This window comes from Flavobacterium sp. Root901 (assembly GCF_001429765.1).
GTDB lineage: Bacteria > Bacteroidota > Bacteroidia > Flavobacteriales > Flavobacteriaceae > Flavobacterium.
Genome location: NZ_LMJB01000005.1, coordinates 887,481 through 909,352, shown reverse-complemented (window position 1 = coordinate 909,352; position 21,872 = coordinate 887,481). Strand labels below are relative to the sequence as shown.

Below are 21,872 nucleotides of genomic sequence, written 5' to 3'. Positions count from 1 at the left end.
TAAAGATTTAATAACTCAAATCAAAAAATGAAAAAATACTATTGTCTTTTCCTTTCCCTTATTTTATTGTTGTCTTGTAACGATAAAAAGCCTGTTGCTGCACGAAAAACGAATATTTCTAAAGACACGATAGCTTTAGAAACAAATCAGAATAAAGATGAAATTGAAGGGATTTATACTTCAGAAGAATGTGACATTTATCTAAAAATTACAAAAGATAAAAATGGATATGTTTATTTTTTAAAGACAAATGCGAGAAAAGTAAAGGGCAAAGCTGCTTTTTCAACACAAGAATCGGGAGAAAAGTATCTTACTTTAGAAGGAATTAAATGGGATGATTATGAAGGAGACATAAGTAATGAAGAAGAAAATGATTCTATATCTGAGCCAAAAACGCCAGCCGAAGAAATTGAAATACCGATTGGTATTGACGCCAATTATCTTAAAGATACCTTGACAATCCAAAATTATGGCAACTCGATGAACTCCTATACTAAACTTTCAGAATGTGGGTTGAAGTATATTTTATTGATAAAGAAATAAAAAATTTAAATTTCAAATTCCAATTTAAACTCTAAAACTTATTATTATGATCGCAAGAATATGGCATGGAAAAACAAAGGTTGAAGACTATGAAGCTTACACAGAATTCACTATAAATACTGCAATTCCGGATTATTCGAAAACAACTGGTTTTGTAAAATTATCTTTTTTGAGAAATATCAAAAATAATGAGGCACATTTTACGCTGATTACTTATTGGGAAAATCTCGAAGTCATTAAGAATTTTGCAGGCGAAGATTTTGAAAAAGCAAAATATTATCCCGAAGATGATGCCTTTTTATTAGAGTTTGAAGAAAAGGTAGAGCATTTTGAGGTTTTTGCTTAGATCATTTGATCATCCTGAGCGAAGCTGAAGGATTTTGATAGTCATGAAGGTCTTCGACTTCGCTCAGACTGACACAACTACAAATCTTGAAATAAAAAAATTCCAAACCCAACAAAAATTGGAATTTGGAATTTTCATATTGGAATTTTTTAAAACCTAACCTTTAATTTGTTTTAAAGAAGTTTTGATTCCTTTTATCAAAGATGAACTGAAACCATTGTGTTCCATTTCATTTAAACCAACAATTGTACAGCCTTGAGGCGTTGTTACACGGTCAATTAATTGTTCCGGGTGAACTCGCTCTTCCAAAAGCATTTTTGCGGCTCCTTTTACGGTTTGTGCAGCAATTGCAAGAGCAGTGTTAGAATCGAATCCAATTTCAATTCCTGCCTGCATAGAAGCCCGAATATAACGTAAAGCATACGCAGTACCGCAAGCACCCAAAACAGTCGCTGCATCCATCAATTTTTCGTCGATTACAGGAGCAGTTCCCAAGTCCTGAAATAAATCAACAATTGGCAAAGCTTTTTCTCTGTCTTTTTCGGGAAAAGAAATACAAGTTGCCGACTCCCCAAACTGTGCTGCAATATTTGGCATAATGCGAACAACAGGATATTCATTTTTAGTTTTTGACTGAAGCATCTCCAAAGACAATCCGCTTACGGCAGAAGCAATGGTTTTATTTTCGATTACAGGTAGAATTTCGTTCAAAACAGTATCAACCTGATACGGTTTAATTGTTAAAATTACAACATCCGCTTCCTGAATATTGTGTTTATTATCATTAGAAACCGTAATTCCGTATTCTGTTAAATATTGAATACTGGCAGTATTTCTTCTGGTTACGATTACCTGATTGTTTTTAGAAAATTTTGCAATTCCCAAGGCAATAGAAACTCCAAGGTTTCCTCCTCCTATAATGTGTACTTTCATCCTGCTTGGTTTTAATTTATTTTTGGCTGTTAACAGCAGATTTTTCGGCGTGTAAATTACGCAGATTTTACAGATTTTAAATCACTGTAAGAGGTCAATTTGTGGCAAAAATTTAAAATCCAAGAATCAATTTAGCTACTCCAAAATAAAGCATGATTCCAAATACATCATTGGTTGTGGTAATAAACGGCCCCGTTGCAATAGCAGGATCGATTTTATTTTTATGAAGAAACAGCGGGACCAAAGTTCCTAAAGTTGCGGCAAACATAATTACGACAATCATAGAAATTGAAATAGCCATCCCTACTAAATATTGCTGATACATTAAAGAATGGTAGCCAAGCAGAAGCAATGAGATAATACTTCCTGAAATCATAGAAACGGTAATCTCTTTGCTAAAATAACTCTTGCTAAATTCTTTTAAAGTTCCGTTTGCCAAACCCTGCACAACAATTGCAGATGCCTGAACACCAATATTTCCGGCTGTAGCCGAAAGCAAAGGCACGAAGATAATCAGGGTTGAATATTTTTGAAAAGCAGTTTCATTGTCTTTCAAAACAAAAGAAGCTACAATCTCAATCACCATTCCTATTAAAAGCCAAGGCAAACGAGCTTTTGTTAACTCCAGAACGCTGTCATTTGTTTCAATATCCTGAGTAATACCGGCTGCTAACTGGTAATCTTTATCGGCTTCTTCTTTGATTACGTCTACGATATCATCAATTGTAATTCTTCCAACCAAACGTCCTAATTCATCTACAACCGGAATTGCCTCCAAATCGTACTTCTGCATGATACGGGCAACCTCAACATCTTCAGTATCAACGTTTACAAAATTTAGTTTTCTAATGTAAACTTCCCCAATTTGAGTTTTGGTAGAAGAAGTCAGTAAATCCTTTAAAGACAAACGTCCTTTTAGTCGGTTTTCATCATCAACAACATAAATAGAATGTACTCTTGAAACGTTTTCTGCCTGAATCCGCATTTCTTTTACGCAGGTCAGAACATTCCAGTTTTCGTTAACTTTTACAAGCTCTTTTCCCATCAAACCACCCGCCGTGTTTTCGTCGTAGCGTAATAATTCGACAATATCTTTTGCGTGTTCAACATCGACTAACTCCGAGATAACTTCTGCTTTAATTTCCTGCGAAAGTTCGGCGATAATATCTGCAGCATCGTTTGTTTCAAGTTCGTCAAGCTCTTCTGCAATTTCTTTTGGTGAAAGTCGGCTTAAGATATTTTCGCGCAGATCTTCTTCTAATTCAAGAAGGATTTCGGCGGTTTTATCACTATCTAAAACTTTAAAGATATAGGTTGCTTCATCAAAATCCAGTTCATCCAGGATTTCGGCAATATCAGCGTGGTGAAGGTCGTTAAGTAAAACTTCAAGTTCATTGTCGTTTTTCTTAACGATTAACTCCTCTAATTGGTGGATAAATTCTTTGCTAACTTTGAACTCCATCGGCTTCTATTTTTTGAGTCAAAACAATAAATTCGTCAACGCTTAACTGTTCCGGACGTTTATCAAAGATAGTGTCTTCTCGCAGTTTATCTGATAAATTTAATGTTTTCAAACTGTTACGTAATGTTTTTCGTCTTTGTTGAAAAGCCGTTTTTACAACCGTAAAAAATAACTTTTCGCCACACGGAAGGCTATAGTCTTCCTTTCGGGTCATTTTCATCACACCCGACTTGACCTTGGGCGGAGGAATAAAAACATTTTCGCTTACAGTAAACAAATACTCAGTATCATAGAAAGCCTGTGCCAGTACAGACAGGATTCCGTAGGTTTTTGATCCTTTTTTCTCGCAGATGCGTTCTGCAACTTCCTTTTGAAACATTCCAGAAAATTCAGGAATCTGATCTCTGAATTCTAATGTCCTAAAAACAATCTGGGACGAAATATTATAAGGAAAGTTGCCAATTATAGCAAACTGCTTGTTTTCGTAAATCTTATTTATATTGTATTTCAGGAAGTCTTCTGAAATAATTTTATCTTTTAATTTTGGATAATTTGCATCCAGATACGCAACAGATTCTGTATCGATCTCGATTACTCTTGTAGTAACAGGCTTATCAAGTAAATATTTAGTAAGCACACCCATCCCCGGTCCTATTTCTAAAACCTCATTATATCCCTTTAAGCTCAAAGTATCGGCAATGGCTTTTGCGATGCTTTCGTCTTTAAGAAAGTGCTGTCCTAAATGTTTTTTGGCTTTTACTTTTTCCATTTTCTTTTCTTGTTTTGCCGCGAGGGCGCAAAAGTATTCTTTTTAGCACAAAGGCACTAAGAAGCAAAGCATTATTTTTATATTTTCTTGCCACAAAGGCGCAAAGGCACAAAGTTTTTTTTTTCCTGTCAATTTGCAACTGAATTGCGACTGCGACTGAAAATTAAAAATTAATGTTCTGAAATAACTTCAAGCTCTGTTCTGAAAGAAAGCATTTTATCTGCAAATAATTCAAGTGCTTCTTTATCAAAATGCGGCTGGTCTTCGATATAATATTTCTCCAGTGTTTCTTTACTGTCTGTTGTATACTGAACAGAATAGGTAATTCCGCCCATTTCTTCTTCAACCAGTACTTTTACTATTCGTGCTGAAGAAAATTTCTCTGTTGCCAGAATTTCCGGAATATGTTTTTCCTGCATCCATTTCAACCATTGGTCATGAACGCTTTCGTGTATATTGGTAGTAATGTTGAAAATAATCATTTTTTTATTGTTTAATCGGTTAATCGTTGATTTGTTTAATCGGTTAAACGGTTAAACAAATCAACGATTAAACCTAATTACAAGTTCTTGTCTCCTCTCAATTCGCGGTATTTTTTTCTGGCATCAACAAAGTAAATACTGTCCTGATGGTTAAAAATTACCTTTTCATACAAAGGTTTGGCTTTTTCTGTATCTTTTAATTCATCGTTGTAAATTTCTGCTGAGAAAAACAGTGCTTCATCTACATAAATTCCGTCGCTGTGATTGTCAATTATCTGCTGATATTGTGTTAAAGCCAAAGGATAATCTTTTTGACTTTCATATATTTTACCTAAACGCAGCAGTGTTACTGCTTCAATTTCCTGTCCTTTAAAATTCTTTAAAACACTCTGAAACTGTGCAATTGCTTCTGGTTTTTTATTCTGATAAAGCAAAAAATCGCCTTTTGCAAATTGCTTTAAAGCTGTTTGTGTCGAATCGGCGGCTGTGTTGTCATTTATCAGTAAGAAATATTCAAGAGCGTCGTTGGCAATTAATTGTGTGTTTGCCGATTTCAATTCTTTAAATTGTTTTAAAGCCCATTCAAAATCGGTTTTAAAATAACTTGTTTTTGCCGCTTTTAAACTGGCTTCATGCGACATTACGTCATTCTTAAGATCCAGCTGAATCTGCGAATAATAAATAAGCGCCTGATTGAATTTTTCTTCCAACAATAAAATATCTGCCAGCTCCATTTTTGCATCGGCCTGCTGGTAAGCATTCAAATTTAATGAAAGAGCTCTTTTTACTACTTCCTTGGCTTCTTCTGTCTTTTTTAAATTAAAAGCCATAAAGTGAGCCTGAATTAACTGCAAAGATAAGGTAAAAGGATTTATTTCATAAGTAACCAGTAATTGCTGCAGTTCTGCAGTAATAGCCGGATAATCTTTTTCCTGTGCTTTATCAATTTTAATCTGCATTAAACTCGCATTGGTTTTAATAAGCAAATCGACATCTTTTGTATTTTGAAGAATAAAATTCAAAATTTCCGAAGCTGTTTCCGTATCATCCTCATTTAATGCAAACTGACTTAAATTCACAATACTGATTAAAGATTCCGGTTCGCGTTTATAAATTGCTTTTTCCTGAATAAATGCTTTTCCAAATTCTTTCTGCTGAACATAAAACCAGCTTAAATAATGGTTCCAGAAAACATCCTGATCTTTTTGTGTCCTTAAAATCAATGCTTTTCGCATTGCATCTTTAAAAGCAGTATTATCTGTTTCACCGTTCATGAATCGCGACAACTGCGTTTGAATTAAATTGGCATTCTGCTGGTTGTTGTATGATTCTGTCAGTAAAAGGTCAATCATTAAATCTGTTTTGCCGAGCTGCCCATACAACATTCCAATCTGAAAATTGAAATTGAAATTCGGCTGCACCTGCATAGCCATTTGGTACGCTTTTAAAGCATATTCTAATAATACCTTTTTTTCAAAAGCATTTCCAACTCCGTAAACATCATTGGGATTGGTTTTTATTTTTTCGATTGCCTGGTCGTAGTAATTTCTTGCTTTAGATTCGTTTTTCTGCAATTGGTAATTATACCCCAATTCTACCAGAAACACACCTTGTTTATAAGCGTTGTAACGGCTTAATATTGTTTTTTCTGCAATATCAAACTGCTGCAGCTGCTGATAACAGTCTATTGTTCGTAAAAAATACTGGGTGTTAGAAGGAGAACTTCTTAAAAGGTCTTCGTAAATGATTTTGGCTTTTTCAAAATCGCCTTTATCGTAGTAATTGTTCGCTAATTGTTCGTTTTGCGAAAATGCAAGACCAGACCACAACAAAACGATATAGATAAAGATGTTTTTCATATTTCAGTTTTTTAATGTGGCATTTTAAGTCCCAGTAATCAGTCACAGTTTACAGTCTCGGTAATCGGTTCAATTAAACTGAAAACTGAAACTGCGAATGTAAACTATATACTAAAATTAGTCAATTATATCAAATCCGCAGTAAGGACGTAAAACTTCCGGGATTACGATTCCTTCCGGCGTTTGGTAATTTTCTAAAATTCCGGCTAAAACTCTAGGCAGTGCTAATGAACTTCCGTTTAAGGTATGTGCCAATTGGTTTTTTCCGTCTTTGTCTTTAAAACGTAATTTCAAACGGTTTGCCTGAAAAGTTTCAAAGTTAGAAACAGAACTAATTTCTAACCATCGGTCCTGTGCTGTAGAAAAAACTTCAAAATCATAAGTCAAAGCAGAAGTAAAACCCATATCGCCGCCGCAAAGACGTAAAACCCTGTATGGTAATTTTAATTCCTGAAGAATGTTTTTAACATGTTCTACCATTCCGTCAAGCGCTGCATATGAATTATCCGGATGCTCGATACGCACAATTTCTACTTTATCAAACTGGTGCAGACGGTTTAATCCGCGAACGTGTGCCCCGTAAGAACCCGCTTCACGACGGAAACATGGCGTGTAAGCTGTTTGTAAAACAGGCAGTTCGCTTTCGTTTAAAATAACATCGCGAAATAAATTCGTAACCGGAACCTCAGCCGTTGGAATTAAATATAAATCATCAACTCCGGCGTGGTACATCTGCCCTTCTTTATCCGGCAATTGTCCTGTTCCATATCCTGAAGCTTCATTTACCAAATGCGGAACCTGAACTTCATTATATCCTGCAGCGGTATTTTTATCTAAAAAATAATTAATTAAAGCGCGCTGTAATTTTGCTCCTTTTCCTTTGTAAACAGGAAAACCGGCACCTGTAATTTTTACACCCAGTTCAAAATCGATAATATCGTATTTCTTCACCAGTTCCCAGTGCGGTTGTGCGCCTTCGTGCAAAACCGGAATGTCGCCTTCCTGAAAAACATTCAAATTATCGTCCGGAGTTTTTCCTTCCGGAACAATATCTGCCGGAAGATTGGGCAATGTGTATAATTTATTTGTTAATTCAACAGCCAAAGCTTCTGCTTTTTCGCCAAGTTCTTTACTTTTTTCTTTTAATGTCGCGGTTTTTTCTTTTAAGATCGCCGCTTTAGCTTTCTCTCCCGCTTTCATTAATTCGCCAATATCTTTGGATAATTTATTAGATTCAGACAAAGTGTTGTCAAGCTCCACTTGTGCAGCACGACGATTTTCATCTAATTTCACCACCTCTTCAACAACGCTTTTAGCATCGATATTTCGTTTTGCTAAAGCCTTGATTACTTTCTCCTGATTTTCTCTAATAAATGCGATTTGTAACATAGCTTGTTTTTTATAACTATTGTATTTTTTAATAACGGAAGCAAATTTAAGGAAATGTTTGCTAAGATTATGTACAAAGTTTAGTCTAAAGTAATTTAGAAGATTTTGCAGACGTAAGTGAAGCTGCGTAAGAATACTCAGGACATTTTTGAATTAAAATGAAATCCGTATAAAACGCTATTCCTTTATAATTCTAAAAGTTGCTGCAGCTTCGCCTGCTGTAGTTTTTAAAATATAAAATCCGGATTCTAACCCAATAATGTTTATCGTTCCGTCGCTGGTTTTTCCTTTTAAAACTGATTTTGATTCGAAATTAAAAAACTCAAAATCGAAGTTTTTAGAACTAAAATTCTCTACAGAAATAGTCGTTTGTGCGGGATTGGGAGATACAAAAGCTTCTTTTTTGATAATTTTTTCCAACGGCTGTTTACTGCAGGCAGTTTCTAAAAGAAGATCGAGATCATTTTCATTGTAGATTAAAGTATAATTAAGCTCTTTTGCTTTTTCAAATAATTCGCAGGCTTCGTTATACTTTTTCTGATCGAGATAAATTATTCCGAGATTTTTCATCGCATAAGAATTGTTTTTATCAGACTCCAATGCAGTTTCCAAATCGGCAAGTCCTTTTTTAGATTCTCCAAGTTTATGATAAAGTAAACCACGAATTGTATATAAATCCCTTCCGCCGTAAAGTGGCCTTTTTTCTAAATTGACTTTATCGTATTTAAAAGCTTTTTCAATATTTTCAAATGCTTTCTCGTATTCACTTGTGGAAGTCAATAATCTGGAAAGCGCCCAGTATACCTGAGATTGGTCTGGTTTCTCTATGGCAGTTTTTTCTAAATAATAACGCGCCAAATCATTTGCTTTTCTTTTTTGCAACAATGTTGCAAAATTATATAAAATGCGAAAATCATTGGGCGCGTTCTTAATAGCTTTATAATAATAGTTAAAGGCAAAACTTTCCATTTCCATCGAAGCATAAACACTTGCCATACGGTCATAAAGTTTGCTTCTAAAAACAGCCGTTTGTTTTTGAACCGAATCTGATAAAACTAAATTCTTGTTTTTTGGATCCTTATCAATGGCAAATTCGACTTTTTTTAAGTCTTCAATTGCCAGGGTATTATTGCCAAGACTTACACCCAAAACGCCGCGATTGTACAAATCGTTAATGCTTGTGGGATTAAAATTTGTTTTGGCATTAATATCCGTCAGCATTTTTAATGCTTTTTTAACCGATTCTTCACGATCTTTATTAAACGGAAGTTTATGATCTGTCCGTCCTGTCATTATTCCATGCACAAAATTCCAGGTCACCAGTTTTTCACCTTGATAATTGTACTGAAAACCATTACCGTCTTTGAGTCCGTCTTTATCAAAATAGAAAACTTCGTTTAGTTTTCCGCTTGGATAATACGTTTTTGAACTGTCCGGTTTTTTATCTGCGCTGTACCAAATTGCAGCCGAAACTATTTTATTATCATAGAAATACCGCGTAACATTACCTGTTACTTCTTTTTGTTTTTCCTGTGAAAGCAGAAAAAAAGGCCAAATCAGTAAAACAAAAAGGATTTTTTTAAACATTTTCTTTAGTTTCGATTGAATGCGAAATTACAAAAATCGGTTGCGATCATCTTTTTTGAATAAATATCTTTTTCCATCAAACTGCAATTTTTGAAATTCTTTCTTGACTTTCAAATCGTTCTTTTTCTGAATATCATTTTCCAAATCTTCTTCGGCGGCATCTTCATAAGTAAAGATTTTCGATACCAGAACATCATATAAACCATTTGTCTGAGAATCTGAAAGGCTTATTCCGGTTTCTAATGTTTCTATTTGATACGTTCCGGCTCCGTTTGAATCTCCATTTGTTAAACGTATCGGATATTCATATAAAACTTTCTTCATCTCTTTGCCGTCAAAAGTCAGGAGTGTAAATTTATCTTCAGAATACATTACCACTCTGCTGTTGGAATAAACTTCGGTACTTAAAGCAATTGCCGGAGTGTTTTCGTTTAAATGTATTAAATCTTTTAAGATATAGGTTTTGGCGGCGCGCAAACCTTCATTTTCGTAATAACCCAGATGCTGGTCTGTTTCTTCGGCCAGGATTTTTCCATCTGCATTATTTACAAAAACATATTTTCGTTCATAATAATTACCTAAATCTTCTTCGCTTGATTTTGATTGAGCATTTTTGTCAATAATACAAATAACGAAAAAAGTAACTTCGTCGTTATAACGAATCGAACTTACATCTTCGATTTTAATCCTTGAATATTTAATATTCAGATTTTCGACCGTTTTTTTGAGCAGGCTCAAATTGAGTTCTTCAGAAGGAACAATGTCTTCACTTTTTTTAAAAATCAACTGTTCGACTGATTTTGGGCTTTCAGACTGGACGGCTAACGATGGGGCGTTTTCGTCAATGATCTGTTTTTCATTTTTTCCGCAGGAATACAGAAATAGAAAAATGCCACTGAGAATTAAGTAGGTTTTAATTTTCATTGGTTCTTGATTTTAAAATTAGGGGCTATCAAATATAAAATATTCTTACTTAGCTTTTTAAATAAAATCAAAAATTTAATAAAATTGATAAATTATTTGTATTCTACTAATAATTCTCTTAATTCATTGTTTTTTAAAAACACTGCAAATCTTCCGGCCAAAAGTAAAATATCTCTTTCCTCCGGCCTGATTCGTAATTTTGTTTCAATGTGCGATGCATATTCATACATTAATAAAACTTCTCCGGCTGTTAGTTCTGCAAATTTATCTTTTTGAAGTGTTGCCGCGATTATCTCTCCGTCTTTGTCTTTTCTGAATACGCTTTCGCCGAATTTATTTTCGATATCTGTTTTAAAATCGGTATATAATTTCAGCCAGCCTGCGGCATCGTCGTTTGTGTTTTTTAGTTCATTTACCAAACCTTCATACTTTTCGTCTTTTTCCATTTTTTGCAAATGGCTTCGAATTGTAGTAAAACCAATAATCTGATAATTTTTTATGGGAATTTTATAGCGCTCAAATGTGTTTTCGACATCCTTATCAAAAGTCATATACCGCGTTTGAACGGTATAAAGTGAAGCCGTTTCGAACAACGAAAGAAGCCCGATTTTTGCATCATTAATATAAGGTGCTTTTTTTCCCTGTCCGAGGCAGTCTATAAAAAGTGCTTTTTTGTTTTTATCATCTACTTTAGTATCAGAATGAAGCAGTTCGACCAGCGTTTTGTAACCTGTATTATCTGAAGCGCCGCCGTCAATTATACACAATATTTTATCCTGATTTTTTATTCCGAATTTCACCTTTGGAAGAACGCCCGGAAAGGCAGAACTTGCCGTTATGCCATAAGTAACCGGAAAATTGTAACCGTCATTTATTTTGTTTTCATTCAGGGGAATATCCGCTTTATTGGGCGCAAGCGATTCGTCTATAGATAATCCTTTGATGATATGGGGCATAAACGGAATTCGTTCTCCATTATTAAAAGCAGTTCCATTGGCTACAAACATAGGAAGTGAAGGTTCTATTTTGCTTTCTTTGGCAACAAAAAAATCAGACAAAAGCATTTGGGTTTTAAACTTATCTTTATTATCCGGATTTGTCTGGTCATATTGCAGAATGTCGGCATCGATTCGTTGTGTCATCGATATTTTATCGCCTTTCTCGTTTCGTTTGTTGTTTAAAAGAGATAAAATATTGGCCGATTTGTCTACATAATCTTTGTAGGCGTCGGCTTTTGAAAAGTAAAATTCGTTGAAAGAGCAATTTTCGTCATGCAGTTTATTTTTCAAAAGCGTTAAATAATATCCCGCCGAAAAACAGCCGCCCGAAACGGTTGAGTAATAATCGATTTCACTTAAGAAATTGCGTTCCATATTGTTTTCGCTGATTTCTTCAAGTCCGAGAAGCACTCCCATGCTAAAGAATTGAGCCCGGGAACCGCCGCCGGAAATCCCGATTCCGAGTGCAATATTTGGATTCTGAAATTTTTTATCTCTTTCCTGAACGGATTTATAATCGGTTAAAGAAACTGCAGGAATCGAATTGTAATTGATCTCCGAATAAAGGTTTATTTTATTTTGAGAAATTGCTGTCTGAGCAAGAAGAACCAGCAAAATTGGACAGCATTTATATCTCATTTGGACTTTTTAAATAGATAAATTACTCAAAGCGAAGTTAGTAAAGATATTCTAAAAGCTTTGTGAAGAATTATAAAAGATTATTTTAAAAGAAGGTTCACAAAATCTAAAAAACCTACGCTCTTTTAATTTCGTGCCCAACAAATTCTTCCAGAACTGCAAACATTTCATCAACAGAAAGTACTTGAAAATCCGGATGGTTTTTTAAGAAATTGGCATTTAGTTCAACCAGATTTTCTTGCAGTTCAAAAAAAGTGTCGTTATTTAATGAATCGCGAATTGGGTTTACGCCTTCTAATTTCCCTTTTAAGAATTTACCCAATTTAATATTGCTCATTATTCGGACTTTTTTGCTTTGTTCCTGAAACAATTCCAAATGTTTTTCGGCGCCAATTAAAGCGAGTCCTTCTTCGATAAGTTCATTTAGTTCTTTGTTCCAGCCTGAGTTGTAAACAAACTGCGAAAAATTTCCTTCGGCATATTGAGAATAGTAATAATCGAGATAATAACTCGTCAATGCATCTTCATGAATAAATTCATCATCTACACCTTCTTCGCGCATTAAATTAATTACTGAAATGTTAGAGTGAATGACATCTTGCGGATTTTCACTTTTCATCGCTGTTTCAGAAACTATTATTCTACCGAATTCTTCCATTTTGGTTTTATTTTGAGATTGATCTTGCAAAGTTGAGGGAAAATATTGAGAAGTACGAAAATGTTTTTAGAAAAATTGCTGTTTAGAAAACCCGTGTAAATACCTGGAAATTAATTTTATTTTATTCATATAATTGTTTATCAAACAAATAGTCATTATAACCCAAAAAGCTATTATTGAAAATTCAAATAGTATGAAGAATAATTTTTGTATATTTTATTTAAAATAAACCAACAAACAAATGAACCTCCCAAAAAACCTAACCCTATTTTTCCTTTTAGGAATATTCTCCATTCTAGCAGGAATAATTTATGCTATAATCCTGATAACGGGAAATTCTGCGCAGGATGGCTTATTAGGAATTTATATTTTAATGGGCTTGATTCCGGTTTTTATCGTTTTATTAATTGACCGATTATTGGTTCGGAAATTTGGGAATCAAAAAGTCAACAAAGTTCAATTTTACTTTATTTTATTTATTTTACTTTTATGGATTGTTAGAGCGATAGCTAACCTGTAAATTAATTAAATATGACCCCAACTTTCTTCTCAACCCAGCAAAAATTCAGAGAATGGTTAGAAAAGCATTATCAAAAAGAAACCGAACTTTTAGTAGGTTTCTACAAAGTAAAAAGCAAAAAGCCATGTATGACCTGGTCAGAATCTGTCGATCAGGCGCTTTGTTTTGGATGGATTGACGGCATTCGAAAAACGATTGACGACGAAAGTTATACCATTCGGTTCACACCGAGGAAAAAATCGAGTATCTGGAGCGCCATCAACATTAAAAAAGTGGCAGAACTCACCAAAGCCGGCCTCATGAAAGAAGCCGGATTAAAAGCTTTTGAAATTCGCGCCGAAGAAAGATCCGGAATTTATTCGCATGAAAACGAAGCTTATGTTCTTGATCCCGAGCTGGAAAAACAATTCAAAGCCAATAAAACCGCATGGGAATATTTTAGTAATCAGGCGCCATCCTACAGAAAAGTAATAATACATGTAATTATGAGCGCTAAACAAGAAAAAACTAGGGTTGCAAGATTAGAAAAAGCAATAAAATTCAGTGCAGAAGGAAAACGAATGTTGTAAGCATTAAAAAGCCAAATTATATGGAAACGAATTTTTAATTATAAAGTAATAGTAAAATAACTCATGAAAGGTTAATCCTATAATTGAAATACAATAATAAACCGTAATTTTATTCCGTTAAAAAATTTCAGTTATAAAGAAATAAAAGAATGGACGGAAGAACAGCATTAGAATATTACGTTTTAGATGTGTTTTCAAATGAAAGCTACAAAGGAAATCCGCTTTCTGTGGTTTTTACAGACGGTAATTTAAAACTAGATACTTATAAAGATATTTCTAAAGAATTTGGTTATTCTGAAACTTCTTTTGTATATTATTCTACCAGAGATAAAGCCCTGATAGTCCGTTCGTTTACTCCAACCGGAATTGAAATTGACGGCGCAGGCCATAATTTATTGGGTGCAGTCTGCGGTGCCCTGCTAAAAGGAATGCCAATTTTTGAAGAGCAAAATGAAAGTGAACCTTTTGTAATCATGAAACATTCTGCAATTCCGTTAACGGTAAGTTTTGATCCGGTTACTTTTTATCCAGTTGTGCAGATGCATCAAAAATCAGCAGTTATTAAACAGGAAATTCCAACCTATAAAATTGCGGTGGCCCTTGGTTTAAAAATTGAAGATCTGGATGTAAATGCTTTTGTTCCAACAGTAGTTAAAACAGAAGTCGCTCACACGATGGTTCCGATAAAAAACAGTCAATTACTTAACAGCTTTGTTCCGGACAATCAACTCTTAATCGAAATCTCAAAAGAATATAATTTTGAAGGTTTTTATTGTTTCACTATTGCCGAAGAAGGTCAGGAACATATAGTCGAAACGAGATTTTTTAATCCAATAATCGGCATTAATGAAGATCCCGCAACAGGAACAGCGGCAGGACCATTAATTGGATTTCTAACTCAGAAAAAATTCACCAAATCCGAAAAGGAATATAAAATTCTGCAGGGCGTAAGATTAAAACAAGCCTCAATGATTGAAGTGATGAACCGTGAAGAAGATATTTTAGTTGGCGGTTCTTCGATTATTACGATGAAAGGGGAACTTTATATTTAAATAAAAAAAGCTGCATCCAGAAAAATACAGCTTTTTTTATATTCAAAATTAAATCAAAGATTTAGTTTGTTTTCATTGGAGGCAAATCAAACGCAACAGAATCGTGTTCGAAATTATTTCTGTGTCCACCGTCGCAAAATGGTTTGTTTGCAGATAATCCGCATCGGCAAAGTCCAAGTGCAGATCTTCCTTGTAAACCGTAAAGCGCTCCTTCCGGATCCATGATTTCAAAATCACCTTCAATTTTGATTGATCCGTTTTTATTGATGATTAATTTAGTCTTGCTCATAAACTTGTTTTTTTGTTTTTTCGAAAGCAAAGATTGCGAAATAAATCCCGAAGATTTTACTGTGAAGGCTAGTTTAAACTGGTTCTATTTTATGATGTTTTCCCACAAAGACGCTAAGATTTTGAAAAACACTTTCAGATAGATTTATTTAATTACGTCCAGCTTTAGCCAAAAAACATTTAGGCTAAAGCCGATTTCATAAACTTTGTAAATCTCCAGCTAAAGCTGGAGGGAATTAATAATTAAACAAATTGGCTTAATCTGCGTGAAATAAAAACTTAGCGTCTTAACATCTTTGTGGCAAACCTTAAAAAATCTCAGCGAATCTCCGGGTTTTCTTTGTGAATCTCCGCGAAATAGTGAAATCTCAATTCTATTGCTTATTTTTGCACTCAATAAATTTGAAAGATGATACAGAATCCAAAAAGATATACGATTACCGCAGCGCTGCCTTATACCAATGGACCCATTCATATTGGGCATTTGGCAGGGGTTTACGTGCCTGCAGATATCTATTCGAGATATTTAAGATTACAAGGAAAAGACGTTGCATTTATCTGCGGAAGCGATGAACACGGTGTTGCTATTTCCATGAAAGCCAAAAAAGAAGGAATTACCCCGCAGGAAGTTATTGATAAATACGACGGAATTATAAGAAAATCGTTTGCTGATTTCGGAATTTCATTTAACAATTATTCCAGAACTTCGGCAAAAATTCATCACGATACGGCTTCAGAATTCTTTAGGACTTTGTATGATAAAGGCGATTTTATTGAAGAAGTTACAGAACAATTGTACGATGCAAAAGCAAATCAGTTTTTGGCAGATCGTTTTGTTGTGGGAACCTGCCCAAGATGTGGTCATGACGGAGCGTACGGAGATCAGTGCGAAAATTGCGGCTCTACGTTGAATGCTACCGATTTAATCAACCCTAAATCGACCATTACCGGAGAAACTCCAATTTTAAAATCGACAAAACACTGGTTTTTACCTTTAGATCGTTATGATGCTTTTTTACGCGAATGGATTTTAGAAGGCCATAAAAATGACTGGAAGGCTAACGTTTACGGACAAGTTAAATCCTGGATTGATGCCGGATTAGAACCTCGTGCCGTAACGCGTGACCTTGACTGGGGAATTGACGTTCCGGTTGAAGGTGCTGAAGGAAAAAAATTATACGTTTGGTTTGATGCGCCGATTGGCTACATTTCTTCAACAAAAGAATGGGCAGCGCGCGAAGGAAAAGACTGGGAACCATACTGGAAAGATGAAGAAACGAAATTGGTTCACTTTATCGGGAAAGACAATATTGTTTTCCATTGTATCATTTTCCCTGCGATGCTAAAAGCAGAAGGAAGTTATATTTTACCAGACAACGTTCCGGCAAATGAGTTTTTGAATCTGGAAGGAAACAAACTTTCGACTTCTAAAAACTGGGCGGTCTGGTTACACGAATATTTAGAAGATTTTCCAGAGAAACAAGATGTTTTGCGATATGCATTAACATCAAACGCACCGGAAACAAAAGATAACGATTTTACGTGGAAAGATTTCCAATCCAGAAATAACTATGAATTAGCAGATAACCTAGGAAATTTTGTAAATCGTGTTATTGTTCTGACTCAAAAATTCTATAACGGAGTTATTCCACAACCAAATGAATTTACAAAGATTGACGAAAAGATTTTATCAGAATTAAAAGCATATCCGTCAGTGATTGCAAATTCTGTCGAAAGATATAGATTTCGTGAAGCATTAAATGAACTAATGAATTTATCTCGTTTAGGAAATAAATATTTAGCTGAAGAAGAGCCTTGGAAGTTAATAAAAACAGATCAAGAAAGAGTTAAAACACAAATGTATGTATCATTGCAAATTACAGCAGCTTTAAGTGTTTTAGCTGAGCCTTTTTTGCCTTTTACATCAAAAAAAATAAACGCCTTTTTAAAATTAGATTATTCTATTAAATGGAATGACATTGCAGATTTGGAAGAATTAATTGCTCCAAATCACGTAATCGAAACTGAAAAAGTAGATGTTCTTTTTAATAAAATAGACGATTCAGACATACAAAAACAAATAGATAAATTGGAAGCAACTAAAACAGCTAATCTTGCTGAAAGTAAACAACCGGAACCTCAAAAAGAATTAATTCAGTTTGAAGATTTCGCAAAAATGGATATTCGTGTCGGAACTATTTTGGAAGCTGAAAAAATGCCAAAAGCAAACAAGCTTTTAGTTTTAAAAGTTGATACAGGAATTGACGTTCGTACAATTGTTTCGGGAATTGCAGAAAGCTTTTCTCCGGAAGAAATCATCGGAAAGCGAGTTTCTGTTTTAGCAAACTTAGCACCAAGAGCTTTACGCGGCGTTGAAAGTCAGGGAATGATCCTGATGACCACCAATGCAGAAGGTAAATTGGTTTTCATCAATCCGGATGCTGATGCGCCGAATGGTGAAACGGTAAACTAAAAATCCTTTCATAGAATCGAAATATTAAAAACATGAGAAATTCTCATGTTTTTTTGCTTTATATAAGTTTGTTTGAAATTTCGAGACAATTATATTAACCGAATGGGCGAAGATAAAGATCTGAAAGTCAAAATAATAAACTCCATTACAATCGGTAAATGCTTGGCAGAAACTCTCGGATCTTTTTATGATAAGGAAATTAATAAAACCTGCATAAAAATCACGAATCCATAATATCAAACAAAAGCAAGTTTAATCCTCATTTTTAATTCTACTTACACTTATGTTTGACGGCGCACTTTAGTCCTTGATTTGCATGATTAAAAACAAGACATTTGCCAAAAATAAAATATCAATTACTTCGATTTAAAATGTTTAAAAAATTACTCTTTGTTTTACTATTTCTATCCAGTTTATTTTCTTTTTCGCAGGAACTTGTCAATTACACTCCAATCGAATTAAAAAATAATCGTGACGTTTTTCAAATCGTAAACAATGACAAAAAAGAGGTTACGTTGTTTGTGAGCGATAAAATCAAAGTAAAGGCAATTCTGTTAAATGATAAAATGCAGATTATTGATAGTATGTCTGTAAAAAGACCTGACAGGAAAAAATTTGCAGAAATGATCGGATATAATTCAACTAATTCTAATGCAAGACTATTTTGGTCATCTAAAGATCGAAGTCTTATTCTTTCTCAATTTTATGATTTTGAAACAGGAAAAATTACAGCGCAAGAAACGACCTTACTTATAAAAAACGAAAAAGTTTTACAAAACTTTAGCTCAAAGGAAAAGTTTTATATTCTAACAATTGTAACGGAAACTAATACTCTTAAACTTCATGTTTTTGATCAGGACGGTGATCATGAAACAAAAACTATCACTTTAGACAATCCTCGTTTCTACACAAAAGACTACACGAAAACGGATCTTTACGGAATATTTGAAGAAAATCTACTACCATTTGAAACTCCATTTTCATTACAAAACATTGTAACCGAAAACCCAACTTCAATAGCAGATGGTGCAAAAAAGAGGAAATGTTATTTTTCAGACAAACAAATTACAATAACATTCGATTCGAATGTTGATTATACACAAGTGTTAACAATTGATTTGAAAAACTTTACAATTTCTGAAAAGGTAATTAGAAAACCAATTATTGTAACTCAAACACGAAGTGAATTAAATTCCAATTCTTTTTATTTTGATAATAAGTTTTATCAAAATAAAAAGCGCTCCGGATGAATTTTTCTTTACCATAAATGATGAAGATGGAAATTTATTAAAAGAATTTCATGTTACCGCCGACACTCCTATTGATTTTAAAAATTCTGTAATATATCAGGAAGGCGGTGATTTTGGCGGAAAAAGGATTTTAGAAAAGAGTTCGCAATTTATTAGAAAAGTAAACAATTTAAATTCCGGTATTTCATGTTATAATATTGGAGAAAATACATTAATTACACTTGGAAGTGTTTCTGAAATAAAACAAGCCGCTTCTCCAGTATTTATAGGCGGAGTAGCCGGTATAGCTGCATCTGCAATTGCAGGATTTGCAATAGGATATTACAACGCGACATTGGACAGTTTTAATTCGTATTCAAATAGAAAAGTGGTTAAAATAGAATGTTTATTTGATAAAGAGAATAATCACATACAAGGAGAATTACAGCCTTTGGCATTTGATAAAATCAGAACTTTTTTTGACGACAATACGGATGTTTCTTCTCAAACATTGTTTAAATTCGAGTCAGCATATTATTTAGGATATTACGATAACAAAACGAAAGAATATATTATTAGAAAATTCGTTGATTAATACAACAAGCAAAAGCTTTTTTAAGCTCAAATAAAAATAAAATGAAACTCACAAAACCAAGATTAGCTCTAATCTGCGGTATTCTCTGCATTTCCGTTTTTCCAATATTGGTAAAATTGCGTTTAACTCCCGGATTAATTTCGGCTTTTTACCGAATGTTTTTTGCGGTTGTTTTACTTTTACCTTATGTACTTTTAAGCGGAAACTTTAAACTTCCGAGTTTAAAATCTGCACTTTTGGCCATCCTTTGTGGTATTTTGTTTTCGTCAGATGTCGCGGTTTGGAATATCGCCATTCAGGAATCAAGCGCTACTCAGGCTTCGTTGTTGACTAATTTATCACCGCTTTGGGTCGGAATTGGTTCGTTTTTATTTTTAAAATCAAAACCTGCAACAAATTTCTGGATCGGAACTGTAGTAGCACTTTTCGGAATGATCACTTTGGTTGGTTTCAGCTTTTTTATGGAATTGAATTTTGATAAAGCTTTTCTTTTTGCGGTTCTTTCTGGAATTTTATATTCGATTTATCTTCTAGTCAGCAAAAATGTTTTATCGCAAGTTGATGTTTTAACTTTTATGACAATTAGTTTAACCGCTTCAAGCATTTATTTAGGAATTATTTGTTATTGTCTGGATCAGCCTTTCGGCGGATTTTCAAATACCGGTTGGTTTGTGTTGTTGCTTCAAGCTGTAATTTGTCAACTATGTGCTTGGTTATCTATCAGTTATGCGACACAACACATGCGTGCGACAAGGGTTTCACTGAGTTTATTAAGTCAGGCTGTAATTACTTCAATATTAGCTTGGTTGTTTTTAGAAGAACAAATAACTTTACAAATGGTTTTCGGAGGCATTATTTTACTTTTTGGAATCAGAATTACTTTTTATGATAAAACGATTTCATTAAAGAGATTATTTACTGCTAAATAATTTGCTCGCAGATTTGACAGATTGAGCAGATTTAAACTGATTCTTTTATCTAAGCAAACTTTATTTCAGTGAAAATCTTTTTGATCATTTTAATCTGCGGCAAAAAAATCGCGGAAATTAGTGTAATTCGTGGCAAAAAAACCTGAAACCTGAAACAAAACAAACTTGAAACAAAAAACTTATGTTACATAAAAGCAAAATTCCAAACCTAAAAGTAATCGCATTTGATGCCGATGATACATTATTTGTAAACGAACCTTATTTTCAGGAAACTGAGCATAAATTTTGTGCTTTAATGGAAGATTATCTTTCGCATCAGGGCATTTCGCAGGAATTATTTAAAATAGAAATTGCCAATCTGCCTTTGTACGGATACGGAATTAAAGGTTATATCCTTTCGATGATTGAAGCCGCAATGAACATTTCTAACAATACTATTCCGGTTGAAGTTATCGAAAAGATAATTCAGTACGGAAAAGAACTATTGGAAAAGCCAATCGAACTTCTTGACGGAATCGAAGAAACACTGCAGGCTTTGCAGGGAAAATACAAATTGGTTGTTGCCACAAAAGGTGATTTAAAAGATCAGCATAGTAAACTGCACCGTTCTGGTTTAGGACATTATTTTCACCATATCGAAGTAATGTCAGACAAACAGGAAATCGATTATCAAAAATTATTAGGTCGATTAGATATTGAGGCAAATGAATTTTTAATGATTGGAAACTCCTTAAAATCAGATATTCTTCCGGTTTTAGGAATTGGCGGATATGCTGTTCACATTCCGTTTCATACGACCTGGGAGCATGAAAAAATAAATCACAAAGTCGAACATCAACATTTTAGTTCATTCGAAAAGATTACAGAAGTAGTCCATAATTTATTATAATGAAAACACTTTTAGACCTCGAAAACTGGAACAGAAAAGAACATTTTGCTCATTTCAGCAGAATGGAAGAACCCTTTTTTGGCGCAACGGTTGAAATTGACTGTACAAAAGCTTATGAAACCGCCAAAGAATTAAAAGTTTCTTTTTTCATTTTCTATTTACATAAAACCTTAATGGCAGTAAATGCTATAGAAAATTTTAAATACAGAATAGACGAAGGTAAAATATACATTTACGATCGTATTGATGCATCTGCCACTATCGGGCGTGAAGACGGGACTTTTGGATTCTCATTTATGGAATACAATTCAGATTTAGAGATTTTCAACCAAACGGCTTTAGCAGAAATTGAACGCATTCAAAATACAGCCGGGCTTTTTACAAGATCTTTTGAGAAAGACAATCTGATTCACTTTTCCGCTATTCCCTGGCTGAATTTTACGTCGCTTTCGCACGCCAGAAGTTTTACATTTCCGGACAGCTGTCCAAAAATATCCTTTGGAAAGATGGTAAATTCCGAAAACGGAAAACGTACAATTGCTTTATCTGTTCATGTACATCATGGTCTAATGGATGGTTTACATGTTGGGAAATTTGTAGATTTCTTTCAGGAAGAAATGAACAAAAAATAATCCTTATCTTACTTTTTGTCTTATCTTGATACTTTAATGGCTTATAGTGGATAAGTCGGGGAGCATTAAATTCGTTGGTTTGGGAAAAATTTTAAAACTCAAATTAC

22 protein-coding genes are annotated in these 21,872 nt (G+C 34.0%); 11 read left to right on the top strand and 11 right to left on the bottom strand.

Annotated elements, in window-relative coordinates; translation table 11 throughout:
• The first annotated feature begins 27 nt into the window (after positions 1-27).
• Both ASE21_RS07725 and ASE21_RS07720 read left to right on the top strand, forming a co-directional pair.
• Positions 28-543: a hypothetical protein gene (locus ASE21_RS07725; protein WP_057122024.1), complete on the top strand. Its 516-nt coding sequence runs from the start codon at positions 28-30 to the stop codon at positions 541-543.
• Between the two features lie 46 nt (positions 544-589).
• A complete protein-coding gene (locus ASE21_RS07720; protein WP_199858500.1) occupies positions 590-889 on the top strand; it encodes an antibiotic biosynthesis monooxygenase family protein in 300 nt (99 codons plus the stop codon).
• A 156-nt stretch (positions 890-1,045) separates the two neighbouring features.
• Here the strand turns inward: ASE21_RS07720 and proC are convergent, their stop codons facing one another.
• The 10 genes from proC to ASE21_RS07670 all read right to left on the bottom strand — a co-directional run bounded on the left by proC (position 1,046) and on the right by ASE21_RS07670 (position 12,589).
• Positions 1,046-1,822: a pyrroline-5-carboxylate reductase gene (proC, locus tag ASE21_RS07715; protein ID WP_057122022.1), complete on the bottom strand. Its 777-nt coding sequence runs from the start codon at positions 1,820-1,822 to the stop codon at positions 1,046-1,048.
• A gap of 112 nt (positions 1,823-1,934) precedes the next feature.
• Complete coding sequence (gene mgtE / locus ASE21_RS07710; RefSeq protein ID WP_057122021.1) at positions 1,935-3,284, bottom strand: magnesium transporter; 1,350 nt, start codon at positions 3,282-3,284, stop codon at positions 1,935-1,937.
• Positions 3,268-4,053: a 16S rRNA (adenine(1518)-N(6)/adenine(1519)-N(6))-dimethyltransferase RsmA gene (rsmA, locus tag ASE21_RS07705; protein WP_057122020.1), complete on the bottom strand. Its 786-nt coding sequence runs from the start codon at positions 4,051-4,053 to the stop codon at positions 3,268-3,270. Before rsmA ends, mgtE begins: the two co-directional genes overlap by 17 nt.
• 170 nt (positions 4,054-4,223) lie before the next feature.
• Complete coding sequence (locus ASE21_RS07700) at positions 4,224-4,535, bottom strand: DUF4286 family protein (RefSeq protein WP_057122019.1); 312 nt, start codon at positions 4,533-4,535, stop codon at positions 4,224-4,226.
• Positions 4,536-4,612: 77 nt separating this feature from the next.
• Positions 4,613-6,394 (bottom strand): tetratricopeptide repeat protein, encoded by a 1,782-nt coding sequence (locus ASE21_RS07695; RefSeq protein WP_057122018.1) that lies wholly within the window; start codon positions 6,392-6,394, stop codon positions 4,613-4,615.
• A gap of 117 nt (positions 6,395-6,511) precedes the next feature.
• Positions 6,512-7,783, bottom strand: a complete 1,272-nt coding sequence (gene serS / locus ASE21_RS07690) for a serine--tRNA ligase (protein WP_057122017.1) — start codon at positions 7,781-7,783, stop codon at positions 6,512-6,514.
• A 177-nt stretch (positions 7,784-7,960) separates the two neighbouring features.
• Positions 7,961-9,370 carry a T9SS type A sorting domain-containing protein gene (locus ASE21_RS07685; protein WP_057122016.1) on the bottom strand — a complete coding sequence of 470 codons (1,410 nt, stop codon included), beginning with the start codon at positions 9,368-9,370 and terminating at the stop codon, positions 7,961-7,963.
• A gap of 27 nt (positions 9,371-9,397) precedes the next feature.
• Entirely contained in the window at positions 9,398-10,294 is an 897-nt protein-coding gene (locus ASE21_RS07680; RefSeq protein ID WP_057122015.1) for a hypothetical protein, read from the bottom strand.
• 92 nt (positions 10,295-10,386) lie between these two features.
• On the bottom strand, positions 10,387-11,931 hold the full coding sequence (locus ASE21_RS07675) for a patatin-like phospholipase family protein (RefSeq protein ID WP_057122014.1): 1,545 nt from the start codon (positions 11,929-11,931) through the stop codon (positions 10,387-10,389).
• Positions 11,932-12,046: 115 nt separating this feature from the next.
• Positions 12,047-12,589 carry a DUF4375 domain-containing protein gene (locus tag ASE21_RS07670; protein ID WP_057122013.1) on the bottom strand — a complete coding sequence of 181 codons (543 nt, stop codon included), beginning with the start codon at positions 12,587-12,589 and terminating at the stop codon, positions 12,047-12,049.
• Positions 12,590-12,830: 241 nt separating this feature from the next.
• On the opposite strand from ASE21_RS07670, the gene ASE21_RS07665 reads away from it, so the two are divergent.
• From ASE21_RS07665 to ASE21_RS07655, 3 genes are all read left to right on the top strand, one after another.
• Positions 12,831-13,109: a hypothetical protein gene (locus tag ASE21_RS07665; protein WP_057122012.1), complete on the top strand. Its 279-nt coding sequence runs from the start codon at positions 12,831-12,833 to the stop codon at positions 13,107-13,109.
• An 11-nt stretch (positions 13,110-13,120) separates the two neighbouring features.
• Positions 13,121-13,678: a YdeI/OmpD-associated family protein gene (locus tag ASE21_RS07660; RefSeq protein ID WP_057122011.1), complete on the top strand. Its 558-nt coding sequence runs from the start codon at positions 13,121-13,123 to the stop codon at positions 13,676-13,678.
• A gap of 149 nt (positions 13,679-13,827) precedes the next feature.
• Positions 13,828-14,730: a PhzF family phenazine biosynthesis protein gene (locus tag ASE21_RS07655; RefSeq protein ID WP_057122010.1), complete on the top strand. Its 903-nt coding sequence runs from the start codon at positions 13,828-13,830 to the stop codon at positions 14,728-14,730.
• 61 nt (positions 14,731-14,791) lie between these two features.
• On the opposite strand, the gene ASE21_RS07650 is transcribed toward ASE21_RS07655, so the two are convergent.
• Complete coding sequence (locus tag ASE21_RS07650) at positions 14,792-15,019, bottom strand: CDGSH iron-sulfur domain-containing protein (RefSeq protein ID WP_012022943.1); 228 nt, start codon at positions 15,017-15,019, stop codon at positions 14,792-14,794.
• A gap of 408 nt (positions 15,020-15,427) precedes the next feature.
• Here ASE21_RS07650 and metG point away from each other — a divergent pair, with 408 nt between their 5' ends.
• The 6 genes from metG (at position 15,428) to ASE21_RS07620 (ending at position 21,765) form a co-directional block, all read left to right on the top strand.
• Positions 15,428-17,491 (top strand): methionine--tRNA ligase, encoded by a 2,064-nt coding sequence (metG, locus tag ASE21_RS07645; RefSeq protein WP_057122009.1) that lies wholly within the window; start codon positions 15,428-15,430, stop codon positions 17,489-17,491.
• Between the two features lie 371 nt (positions 17,492-17,862).
• The gene (locus tag ASE21_RS07640) at positions 17,863-18,741 is read left to right on the top strand and encodes a hypothetical protein (RefSeq protein ID WP_057122008.1); all 879 of its coding nucleotides are present in this window, start codon (positions 17,863-17,865) and stop codon (positions 18,739-18,741) included.
• Positions 18,701-19,315 carry a hypothetical protein gene (locus tag ASE21_RS07635; RefSeq protein WP_057122007.1) on the top strand — a complete coding sequence of 205 codons (615 nt, stop codon included), beginning with the start codon at positions 18,701-18,703 and terminating at the stop codon, positions 19,313-19,315. The genes ASE21_RS07640 and ASE21_RS07635 overlap by 41 nt, the downstream gene beginning before the upstream one ends.
• A 41-nt stretch (positions 19,316-19,356) precedes the next feature.
• A complete protein-coding gene (locus ASE21_RS07630) occupies positions 19,357-20,244 on the top strand; it encodes a DMT family transporter (RefSeq protein WP_057122006.1) in 888 nt (295 codons plus the stop codon).
• A 181-nt stretch (positions 20,245-20,425) separates the two neighbouring features.
• Entirely contained in the window at positions 20,426-21,133 is a 708-nt protein-coding gene (locus ASE21_RS07625; protein WP_057122005.1) for an HAD family hydrolase, read from the top strand.
• A complete protein-coding gene (locus ASE21_RS07620) occupies positions 21,133-21,765 on the top strand; it encodes a chloramphenicol acetyltransferase (protein ID WP_057122004.1) in 633 nt (210 codons plus the stop codon). Before ASE21_RS07625 ends, ASE21_RS07620 begins: the two co-directional genes overlap by 1 nt.
• The last annotated feature ends 107 nt before the right edge of the window (positions 21,766-21,872 follow it).